This is a genomic window from Candidatus Zymogenaceae bacterium, from assembly GCA_016931225.1.
Lineage (GTDB): Bacteria > Desulfobacterota > Zymogenia > Zymogenales > Zymogenaceae > JAFGFE01.
Genome location: JAFGFE010000045.1, coordinates 1 through 11,345, shown reverse-complemented (window position 1 = coordinate 11,345; position 11,345 = coordinate 1). Strand labels below are relative to the sequence as shown.

The window sequence follows — 11,345 nt, the reverse complement described above, 5'->3', positions numbered from 1 at the left end:
TCTGGATCGGCAGGTTATGACTGTGTAACCGCCATTGACATGCCGGGAGGTACGGCCACTGTCAACTCAAGTCTCGTTCAGGACAGTTGTAACTACTTCTTTTTCGCCGCCGGTTTTTTCGCATCCGATTTCGCGGCGGATTTCGGCTTCGCCGGCTTTTCGGTCGATTTCGGCTTTGTTGCTGTTTTTTTCGGCTCCGCTTTTGCGACGGTCTTTGATTTTGCCGGCTTTTCGGTCGTTTTCGGCTTCGTCGTTGTCTTTTTCGGCTCCGTTTTAACGGCGGGTTTCGGTTTCACAGGCTTCGTGGCTGTCTTCGGCGTTGACGATCCGGCCGCCGGTTTCGCCGGCTTCTTGAATCCCTTTGCGGTGTGCTTGAGGGTGGTCGGGTGGCCCTTGGCGAAATCCTTGATCGCCTTGACGAGATATTTTTCCGGCGTCGGGATTGTGTTCTTTTTCCAATCGAGGCTGCGGGTCTGCCGCTCGTCGTGGATGAAGCGCTGCTCCAGCATTTCGTAATCCTCGGGGTAGGCGGTCTTGAACGCCTCGATGAATTCGCTCGATTTGAAGGTGTCCTTCAGTTTTGGAATAAGTGCAAGGATTTTTTGATCCTTGTCATCAATTATCTTTTTCATGGATATCGTACCTCCTGTGACTATTGTAGCGAACCGGACGGTATTTGCAAGCAAGAATCGCAACGGCGATGTAATCGGCCGGAGGACGCATGGGAAAGAATTTTGAACGGGAATTGACCGTTGCGGTGAGTGCCGTCCGGACGGCGGGGGAATATCTCCTGAAAAGACGCTGTGACGCCGGCGATCTTCAGGTGGATGAAAAGGGGATCGGGGATTTTGTGACCGAGGCGGATAGGGAGTCTGAGCGGCTCGTGACCGAGTGCATCACGAGCGTATTCTCTGAGGATTCCATAGTGGCCGAGGAATCGGGCGTCCGGGGAAGGAACAATGCGCGCCGCTGGTTTATCGATCCCCTCGACGGCACCGCAAACTACGTACATGATATCTCCCACTACTGCGTGTCGATCGGATTCATGGAGGAGGGTGTCATCTGTGCGGGAGCGGTGTATGATCCCTGTCGGGACGAGCTCTTTACGGCGGCGAGGGGGGGCGGGGCGTTTCTCAACGGTCGTCCCGTCTCCGTCAATCGGAGTTATGACCGCTCTCGATCGGTGATCGCCACCGGCTTCCCCTTCAGGAATCGCCGGTATATGGATACATATCTGAAATCCTTCCGAGCGGTTACCGATATAACCGGGGGAATACGACGAATGGGCGCCGCTGCGCTGGATTTGTGTTATACTGCAATGGGCAGGGTGGACGGGTTCTGGGAGTTGGGGCTGAGTTCCTGGGATGTCGCCGCGGGAAGCCTCATCGTTCTGGAGGCCGGCGGCACGGTTAGTGATTTCGACGGCGAAGACGGGTATCTTGACTCCGGAAATACCCTGGGTGCTTCCGCCGCATGTTTTCCGCTCCTCTTGAAGGCCGTCAGAACGGCGATGAGCGGTACGGATCTTGTACGATGGGATACAGACGCCAGATAGCCATGCTTCTTATGCTGCTGTCGATGCTTATCGTCATGCTGCTGTGGTCCGCCGTACAGGAACGGCGGGCGAAAGAAACGGTGCGGGTGACCGATGAGACATACAACTACAAGGCCGACCCGATAAACGGACTGAATATCTACACCTACGGGAAGGACGTCGACGGAAAGATGATACCGTTTCAGGGCGGTCCCATGTGGTTGATATACGAGGAGCATGGGTGCGCGTCCTGTCACGGTGAGAACGGAAAGGGGAAAAAAGACGTGGAGGATGTGGATATTCCCCCTCCGAACATCGTGAGGCTGGTAAAAAACGGCGGCCCGGTGTCGTATGAGAAGTTTTCGGATATCGTGAGAATAGGCATCAAACCGAACAGCACGGATATGAGCATGGATATGCCCCGGTATTCCATGCCGGACAATTACCTCCGAGACCTGTACGACTATGTTCGGGGGTTTTAGCGGACGGTGTGCGGTGATATTACTATGCATGCCTAATATTTACCGTCATGGACATTACCGAAGACAACATCTACTATCTCATTTCCCGCCTGCTGGATGATTTCGACGGCATACGAAAGGAATATACGAGACGACTCCTCGAGGAGGGGTATGACGTCACGGCGTCACAGTTGGAAATCCTTCGGGCCGTCGGAGAAAATCCGAACCTTTCTTTGGGTGAGTTGGCGACGCTGACCAGGCTTCACATCACCACCATCGAGGGGTATGTGAATCGACTGGCGCGGAAGGGATTTGTCACGAAAGAGAAGGACGCCCGGGACGCCCGGAGGGTGATGGTGTCTTTGACGATTACCGGCGAACAGATCATCAAGGCGTCTCCCTCCGGATATCGTATCAAGCTTTTCGATGAGCTGCGGGGACTCTCCCTTGAGGAAAAGGTGGAGATCTACGAGGTGCTCAGAAAACTCGTGCTCCTGATGCGATGAAAAACCGGCGGACGGCATCTGCCGTCCGCCGGTTCGTATGTGTCTAAAGGAATTTTTCCGCCGATGCTGTTATCTGACGCGGTACCAGCTCCCGTCGTACTCGAAAATCACGCTCTCTCCCAGGGCCAGGTATTTGCCGGCGTCCGGGTGGTCGGAGAGAAAATCCCAGTAGCGGTCGCTGTCGAACTTCAGGTCGGTTGTGCCCGCTCCCTCGTCGTATCGTGAATCGATCCAGATATCGTCCCTGAAAAAGAACGTCCGATCGCCTACCTGTTTGATGCTCATAAGACCGGAATCCGCAACCGTGTTCGTCTCCTTGAGGGATTTCATCTTTTCCGCGGATTTTAGTGCGAAGCCGCCCCGCTCTTCGGTCAGCATGCCGGGGGCCGTCATCATGTCCATTTCGGATTCGTCCGCGCCGGGGGCGAAGTGTTCAAAACCCTGCCGCTTGTCCTCGGTTACGAGGAAGCTGGTATACGGCGTCACGATGCCGTATTCCTTGGCCAGCTCCGTTACCTCCTCAACCAGCTCGCTCTGTTCCCCGTTGAGGCGAATCTCATCCAGGAGATAGGCGATCTTCCTGGTCGCCCAGATCCGGGGGATGAAGTTATACGCGTCGTCTTCTCCCTCGAACGTCACCGGGAATTCAAAGACCTCGTCCTTTTCTTCCATGCGTCCCTTCAGGATGATAGTGGCGCCTCCCCCGCCGCTGTAGCGTCCGGCGACGATGAGCTGCATCCCGGCGAAGAGGTCCGGCATCGTCTGGGGATAGATGTCCGAGATGGATACCCCGGTGACGTCGATCGTTACATCACTCAGGACGGGGCTTGAGACCCGGGTGAAGAAATTGGAAACGACGACCTCAATGTCCTCGGTTGGGGTCACATAGTCGGACGCGCCGTGATTTTTTTGAGAAATCTTATCCAAGAGGTGTGTGTTGATATCCTCGCCCACGCCGAAGACGAATATCCGGGATGCACCGTCGTTCGCCCCGGTGACGCTTTTGATGATTTTTTCATTGTCGGTCTCACCGACTGTCGGCTCACCGTCGGTGATGAAAACGATCATGTGGGGGCGGTGTGTATCCTCTCCGTCATCGATGGCGTTGATAAGGGCGTCGTGTATATTCGTGCCGCCCCGGGCCACCATTTCATCGACGAAATCGAGGGCGTCCGACCTGTTCTCTCGATCGGCCGAAACCAGTGACGGAGTGAACCGCTGGATATCCGTTGAAAAGCGGATGACGTTGAATCGGTCCTCGGCATTGAGAGAATCGATGCAGAATTCGAGCGCGTTCTTCGCCTGGATGAGCTTGTCTCCCTTCATGCTCCCCGAAGTGTCCAGCACGAAGGTGACATCCTTCGGAAGATGCTGTGTGTGCTCCGCTTCGGTTTCGGGAGTGACGATTAAGAGGAAATATCCGTCCTCACGCCGTTCTTTATAGGTCAGCAGCGACGCGTCAAGGGAGTCCCCCCCCGTGCTGTAATAGACGAGAAAGTCCTTGTCGGGCAGCACCCGGGTGTCCTCGTAGGAAACGATGACATCGCCGTTATTCTTTCTGATGATGTCGGCGTCATGGCTGGGGCAATAGACGCTCCTGATGGGGGACGACGATGAGATGGTCACATCCACCGATACGTCGTCGATGGGGGCGGAGGAATACTTCTCCGTGTTCAGGGGATAGTTATAAGAGATCATGCCGAAGTCTGCGGCGAGGGTCTCGGTATACGTCAGCTCAATGCGTCGCGTACCGTTGGCCGGGATCGGGTAGACCTTGAGGGTGAAGAGGTTTCGGTGTGCGTATTCCAAAAGCGCCGGGTCCTTCATGGTGCGCACGATGTCTTCGTATATCTTCCTCGCATCGGACGCCGGGAGGACTTCGCCGGATACCGGTTTCCCGTCGATGTAGAGGACAAAATCGGTGATCGACGCCCCCTCGGGGATCGGAAAGAGAAACGTTCCCTCAAGCTCCATATCGTTGGGGTTGTAGAATACCTCGTCAACGTGGGTTACGGAGACCTGGTCGGTGATGGTGGTGTGCACGAGATGGGATTTCACCTCCAGGGGAACGACGGGACGGGAAGGGTGGGGGGGCGGGTCGATGATGATGATACCGTCGGCGAAAGCCGTCCCCGCCGCACAGAGACAGATACACAGTGTAATAATGGCATATTTTAATTTCATATGACGTCCTTTCGTTTTTTTTGTAGGACAGAATTGTTGGATAAATTGTTCCCGGAAATTGTCCCGGTGTCCGTTTTGTGTTATAGTAACAAAAAAAAGGGAGTGAGTCATGATTACCGGTGATATGTCTATACAGGAAATCATTCAAGACTACCCCGCTGCCGTTGAGGTGCTTGAAAAGTATCGTCTTGGGTGCCTTCACTGCATGGCCGCCTCGTTTGAGAGCCTGGAGGAGGGGCTGAAGGCCCACGATCTGGATGTACATGAGATACTCCGTGAGTTGAACCGGGTGGTGAGTGCCGAGGCATAGACATTTTTTAAAAAGAAAGTGCATGACGTATGACGGTCCGGGGCATGGTGTGCCGTGAACCGTCTGTTTTTTGGATTGTGTGAGTTGTTCACGGTATATTATTTCCCATGAGGGTATTATGAGAGAGCGCCTGCTGAAATTTCTGGCCCAAACGGTGTACCGATATGATATACCCGTGCTGCTTTTGGCCGCGCTCGTGAGCGTCCTGTCTCTCTTCGGTGTGTTTCGACTCGGCATGGTATCGAACGTGGCGTCCATGCTGCCCGAGGGAAACGAGGCTGTGGGCGATTACGTGGCCTCGATGGAGCGGATGGGAACCCTGGACTATCTGGTCGTGATGTGCACAGGCGAGGATGTGGGGACGCTGACGGCGTTCTCCGATGAGTTTGCATCCCGCATCGAACAGACCGGCATGGTCGGTGAGATTCGCTACCGCATCGAAGAGACTGATAGAACCTTCTTCCTCTCATTTTACCTGCCGAGGATATTTCTCTTTCTCACGGAAAGCGATTTTATTGAGATCGAGGAAAGGCTCACTCGCGAGAATATCGATAAGGCCTTGACGGCCGCCAGGATGCTCCTTGTGACGCCCGCCTCCTCCGGCGCGGGCGGGCTGCTGATAACGAAAGACCCCCTTGGATTTCTATCCGTGATGGAAAAGCGTTTCATGTCCGGCGAGGGCGGATTCCGTATGGATACATCCTCGGGGTACTTTCTCTCATCCGATCACAAACACCTCTTGATGCTGGTGCGGCCGAACGGCCCGCCCCAGGATACCCTCTTCGGAGAGCGGCTGCTTTCGGAGATGGATCGAGCGTCGATAGAGGCCGCAACCGCCATGGGGCATACCGAGGTGACGGTCTCCTACGCCGGGGGGTATGTCATCGCCGTCAACGACGCCAGAACCATCAAACGTGACCTCATCGCCACCATGATCACGTCCATGATACTGGTGCTCGCCTGTTTTTACCTGATATTCCGACGGCTTCGCTTTCTCCTCTTCGTGGGCACCTCCCTGGGCCTGGGAATCTTCTGGACCCTGGGATTCGCCGGCTGGACGATGGGGCATTTGAATATGGTCACCGCCGCGTTCGGCGCGATTCTTGTGGGACTTGGGATAGATTTCTCCATACATTTCTACAACCGGCTCGTGGAGGAGGAGGCCAAGGGACTGCCCCTCCAGCATGCCCTGACGACGGCCCTCTCCCAGACCGGTGTGGGGATCTCCACCGGCGCCGTCACCACGTCCATTGCCTTTTTCGGCATGGCCTTCACCCGTTTCAAGGGATTGAGCGAGCTGGGGGTTCTCGGGGGCGTGGGCATCCTGATGACCCTGCTGACGACCTTCACGGTGCTGCCGGCGCTGATCGTCCGGGCGCGAAAGATATACAAGTTGCCTGCGAAAGAAATGTCCGTCCCCCTGTTCGGCATGGAGCGGCTCGCCCCGTTTATACAGAAACACAGGGGCGTCATCCTGTGCGCTGCGGCCGTGCTGACGGCTTTCATGGGCTGGTGCGCCCTGGGTGTCGGGTTCAGCACGAATATGGACGAGCTTCGACCGGATGACGGCGCGATTTTCACAACCCAGGAAAACATCTGGGAGATTTTCTCGGGATCGTCCTCGGAGATCATCGTAACCGTAACAGAAAACGACCTGGAGACAGCCCTTGTTGCGTCGGAGGGGGCGCGGTCGATTCTTCTTGACTATGTGGAGGTGTCTTCGGTTGAAGGTCCCGAGGCATGGCTGCCGTCGGTAAAACGGCAGCGGGAAAATCTCTCCCGAACCGACGGCCTTCATCTTGATGCCGTCCTTGAAGATTTCAAGACGAGCAGGGATCGGCTCGGCTTCTCGGAGGCGGCTTTTTCTGATTTCGAGGAGGAGCTTCAGGTGTTCGCGGACGGCGGGGTGGCGCCGATTACGATCACCGATCTCGAGGGTACGCCCGGCATGGAGTATATCCAAAAATATATCGGGAGAGACGGCGACACATGGCGGGTGACGCTTTTTGCCTATCCTCAGAGCGGCGTATGGACCGATGATATCGACAGGACGCTGGTTGCGAGGCTCAAAAAGACGGCGCCGGATGTCGAGGTGGCGAGCATCTCCTTGGTGCTGGCGGAGACCAGAAAAATCGTCACAAGAGATTTTATCCTGGCCACCATAATCGCCGCCGTCGGCGTCTTTTTCGCCCTCCTGATACAGTTTCGCAATATCAGGACCGTCTGTGTCTGTATGCTCTCCCTCGGATGCGGCGTCGTGTGGATGCTCGGGTGTATGAAGCTTTTGGGCGTTTCCCTCAATTTCGCCAACGTGGTGGCTGCTCCCATGGTCGTGGGGATCGGTATTGATGATAATATACATCTCTTCCACAGATTCATGGAAAAGAAAAACGGAAAGATGACCGACGCCCTTGTATTTTCCGGCAGGGCGGTGATCATGACGAGCGTCACCACCGTCCTCGGGTTTGGCTCACTGGTGTTCGCACGATACGGCGGATTGACAAGTATCGGTATGGTGTCCGTGCTGGGGGTGACGCTGTGTCTGGTGTCGTCACTGTTCATCACCGGAGCGCTGATGGCCGTCATCGAAGGACGGCGCGATAAGGAAGCACCGTCGGAGGAGCGCGAACGGGGGGGTACACAATGAAAATTCTGCTGGTATATCCGTTCATGCCGGATGTATACCATCGGCTCGGATTCATCCTCCCCCCGCTGGGTCTTGGGTACCTGGCGGCGGTGGCCGGGAATATGGGCCACGAGGTGACCATCCTCGATTTGAACGTCACCGGTGGGAAGGGGCTCGAAGGTCTTTCCCGATACGACCTGGTGGGCGTCACCATGGATACCTCCCGTTATCATCGGGCGCTGGAGGCGGCGGGTGAGGCGATGAGGGCCGGGGCGCGGGTGGTGTTGGGCGGCCCTCACGCAACGTTTGTCGCGGATGACCTCCTTGCCGGCGGCGTCTGTCATGACGTGATCAGGGGTGAGGGCGAGGAGAGCTTTGGGGATCTGTTGTCCGCCCTGGATCGGGGAGATGATTGTGAAGGCATTTTGGGCATCAGTACCGTGAAAAACGGCAAAATCATCCATAATTCGGACCGCCCCCCCCCGGAACACCTCGATGCCCTGCCGTTTCCGGACCGGGAGATCATGGGCATGGATTCCTATCGACGGCTCACCCTGGGGGGGCGTCATATCACATCGATGGTGACCAGCAGGGGGTGTCCCCACAATTGCGATTTCTGTTCTTCCTCGGTTTTTTCCGGGACCGTCTGGCGCACCCGCGGCCCGGAGAATATCACCCGTGAAATAGAAGAGATTGTTCATCGCCACCGGTTCGGCGCGGTCTGTTTTATGGATGACAATTTCACCATGAATCCGGAACGGGTGATACGGATATGCGATGAAATAGAAAAAAGATCGCTCGATATCTACTGGTGGTGTTTTTCCCGGAGCGATATCATCGTAAAAAATGAGACGATGGTTCGTCGCATGGCCGAGACCGGGTGCCGGTACGTGTTTATGGGCATAGAGAGCGCGTCCGACGAAACCCTTAAACAATTCGGAAAGCGGTCGACGACGGACAAGGCCGCCCGGGCCGTCGGTCTTTTGAAGAAGTATGATATCGAGACCATGGGGAGCTTCATCATCGGCTGGCCCTATGAGACCGCATCGATGGTGAAGAACACCATCAGGTATTCAAAACAGCTCGGATTGGGCGGGGCGCAGTATTCCATTCTGACCCCGTATCCGGGCACGAAACTTTATCGGGAGCACGGCTGGAGGATATTCGAGGACAACTGGGAGAAATTCGACTGCCTCCATGCGGTTATGCGTCTGGACTACCTGACGCCGGGCCGGACCGAGCGATTGCTCAAGCGGGCCTTTTTCTCGTTCTATTTTACATTGAAAAGAATCTTTGTCGCGCTGATGAGCCGTTTTCGAAGCCGGGGAGTGGGAATGGGGACGATCAAGAAAATCTGGGAATTTTTTTGGAGCAAATAATCACGGGTGAAGAAAAAATATAAATAGTGTCAGAATGTGATATACATCACACGATTCGTGACAGAGAAACGCTATGATGTGATCCGACCGTATATAATTCTTGCCTGATTCCTTATAATTATCATATAGATAGATCGCGAAGACATCCATGCTGTCTTTCTCTGCCTGAGATGGAGGCACCCGTCTGTTATTCACCTCGGGCTGTGTTGAGTGGAAAAATGGTTCGATTCACCACACGGAAAAAGATATCGGCGTCACAAAAAGAGTTGCTGGCGATATTCGACAGCATCTCGGATCCGATATGTATGGTGGATGACGATATGACCATCAGGCGTATCAACACCACTATGGCCGCCATGCTTGGTGTGGATATCAAAGACGCCCCCGGAAAAATCTGCTATCGGGATATATTGCATAATCAGACAATGTGCGAAGGATGTCCTCTATTGGTCGGCCCGGACGAGAAGACGGCGGAATGCGGCATTCTTGATAAAACCCCCGAGTCTTTAAAGAAGTCATATGAGATAACCCATTACCGGTACCCGAATGGGGCACGGCGACATCACATCATCCATTTCAAGGATGTAACGGAGCGAGTGCGGATTGAGAATAAGCTCGAAAATCTTAACGAGCTGTATCACAAAAAGATGGGTGAAAAGGATTCCCAGCTCAGGCAATCCCATGATCGTTTCGAAGAGATATTGAGCCATTCGCCGATGGGCATGGTGATTCTCGCCGAGGACGGGACGATTGTTTCGACGAATCCGAGATTTTTATCGATTTTTGGACTGTCGTTTGAAGATGTTGAAGACAAAAGCGTATTCGACGTTATTGGGAGAAAAAATCGCCGTCAGTTCAAGTCCTTTTTCAATGAAGTCAGGGATATCGGATCGCACTCCATCACCGTTTCCATCGATACACAGGCGGGGAGGGCCGCCGATCTGATCGTTGCCGGGTTCGTATTGAGTGGAGAGGAGAAATCGGACATCATTCTGATGATCCAGGATATCAGCAAGCGTCTCCAGGCGGAGCGGGCGCTGAAGGAGAGCGAGGCGACCAGCCGAGCTTTGCTCGACACGATTGTGGATATGGCGTTTTTGATGGAAACCGATGGAACGGTCATCGATATCAACGAGAAGGTCGTCGAAAAAATCGGTTGTATGATCGATGATATCGTTGGTTCGAAAATTTATGATTTGATGCCACACCACATCGCATCATTTCGCAAGGCTCAGGTCGAGCATGCTATAGAATCCAAGAGAACGATTGTCTTCGAGGATGAGAACAAGGGAATACATTACCGGCATTCAATTTCTCCGATCATCAACGAACACGGCGAGGTCGAACGTCTTGCGGTTTTCGCCCAGGATATCACTCACCAAAAGCTCATGCTGAGGGAGTTGATCGCACGGGAGGCGCTGACCGCATCCGGACGTTTGTCCGCAAGTATGGCCAGGGAACTGAAAAAATCTATGCTCGGCATGCAGAATTGCCTGACCTTATTGGAAAACCATATAACCGAGGAGGGTTCCGCTTCCTCAAATCTTCGCCGCCTAAAAACGGATCTCGACAACGCCCGTGATTTACTGGACCAAATCAGCCTCTACTATTCATTCGAGGTGGATGACAAGGTAATTACCGATATCAACGAGCTGATCGAAAATCTGTTGCCGGTGGTGCGGGCGGGGCTCAACGAAAACAACATCGTCATTGAGACGCAGTTGAGCTCTCGGGTTTCAAAGGTGCCGATATATCCGGGGAAATTTCGCCAGGCGCTGTTGCATCTGATAAATAACGCCAATGACGCAATGAACGGCGGCGGCACCCTGGAGATATCCACGAAGAAGAGGGGTAAGAGCGTTCTCGTTATCATCAGGGATACCGGCGTCGGCATGGAACGGGAGATGCTCGATGCAGTGAAACACGCGCATTTCATGGGAAAACACGGCGCCATCGCCTTGGGGCTTTTCATATGTAAGGACATCATGATAGAGCACGGCGGGTCTCTTGATATCTCCAGCAAACCGGAAGACGGTACGAAGGTGACGCTTTCTTTTCCGATCTAAAAAGTAACGCGGCCTGTGGAATTCGGATTGTCAATTCCCAGCGGCCGCATTCGTGTTTCAATCGTCCGGGACGGTATTTCGCCTATTGTACATGTTTCTGAGAGGTTGCTCAAAGCGCTCATACCTCCATCCCGATGCCGTTATTCCGTCACTATTTCCATCGTATCCGCACCCAATATGGATAAGAGTCTGGCGTGGGCCTCTTCGAAGTTGAAAAGCGCGTTGATGTAATTGAGCTTCGCCTGCGTCAGGGCAAGCTCCGTGTCCAACAGCTCCACC

General features: G+C 54.3%; 9 protein-coding genes. 7 read left to right on the top strand and 2 right to left on the bottom strand.

Annotated elements, in window-relative coordinates; genetic code table 11:
• Positions 1-92 precede the first annotated feature (92 nt).
• A complete protein-coding gene (locus JW885_16710; GenBank protein ID MBN1883806.1) occupies positions 93-632 on the bottom strand; it encodes a hypothetical protein in 540 nt (179 codons plus the stop codon).
• An 89-nt stretch (positions 633-721) separates the two neighbouring features.
• On the opposite strand from JW885_16710, the gene JW885_16705 reads away from it, so the two are divergent.
• The 3 genes from JW885_16705 to JW885_16695 are packed head-to-tail and all read left to right on the top strand — an operon-like array spanning position 722 to position 2,501.
• Positions 722-1,555, top strand: coding sequence for an inositol monophosphatase (locus tag JW885_16705; GenBank protein MBN1883805.1), 834 nt, complete (start codon positions 722-724; stop codon positions 1,553-1,555).
• A complete protein-coding gene (locus tag JW885_16700; GenBank protein MBN1883804.1) occupies positions 1,534-2,016 on the top strand; it encodes a c-type cytochrome in 483 nt (160 codons plus the stop codon). The genes JW885_16705 and JW885_16700 overlap by 22 nt, the downstream gene beginning before the upstream one ends.
• A 47-nt stretch (positions 2,017-2,063) precedes the next feature.
• Entirely contained in the window at positions 2,064-2,501 is a 438-nt protein-coding gene (locus tag JW885_16695) for a MarR family transcriptional regulator (protein MBN1883803.1), read from the top strand.
• A gap of 69 nt (positions 2,502-2,570) precedes the next feature.
• Here JW885_16695 and JW885_16690 read toward each other — a convergent pair whose 3' ends face one another.
• Positions 2,571-4,685 (bottom strand): VWA domain-containing protein, encoded by a 2,115-nt coding sequence (locus JW885_16690; protein MBN1883802.1) that lies wholly within the window; start codon positions 4,683-4,685, stop codon positions 2,571-2,573.
• Between the two features lie 109 nt (positions 4,686-4,794).
• On the opposite strand from JW885_16690, the gene JW885_16685 reads away from it, so the two are divergent.
• The 4 genes from JW885_16685 to JW885_16670 all read left to right on the top strand — a co-directional run bounded on the left by JW885_16685 (position 4,795) and on the right by JW885_16670 (position 11,066).
• The gene (locus tag JW885_16685; GenBank protein MBN1883801.1) at positions 4,795-4,995 is read left to right on the top strand and encodes a DUF1858 domain-containing protein; all 201 of its coding nucleotides are present in this window, start codon (positions 4,795-4,797) and stop codon (positions 4,993-4,995) included.
• A 118-nt stretch (positions 4,996-5,113) separates the two neighbouring features.
• Positions 5,114-7,642 carry an MMPL family transporter gene (locus tag JW885_16680; GenBank protein MBN1883800.1) on the top strand — a complete coding sequence of 843 codons (2,529 nt, stop codon included), beginning with the start codon at positions 5,114-5,116 and terminating at the stop codon, positions 7,640-7,642.
• Positions 7,639-9,000: a B12-binding domain-containing radical SAM protein gene (locus JW885_16675; protein MBN1883799.1), complete on the top strand. Its 1,362-nt coding sequence runs from the start codon at positions 7,639-7,641 to the stop codon at positions 8,998-9,000. The genes JW885_16680 and JW885_16675 overlap by 4 nt, the downstream gene beginning before the upstream one ends.
• A gap of 218 nt (positions 9,001-9,218) precedes the next feature.
• Positions 9,219-11,066 (top strand): PAS domain S-box protein, encoded by a 1,848-nt coding sequence (locus JW885_16670; protein ID MBN1883798.1) that lies wholly within the window; start codon positions 9,219-9,221, stop codon positions 11,064-11,066.
• The last annotated feature ends 279 nt before the right edge of the window (positions 11,067-11,345 follow it).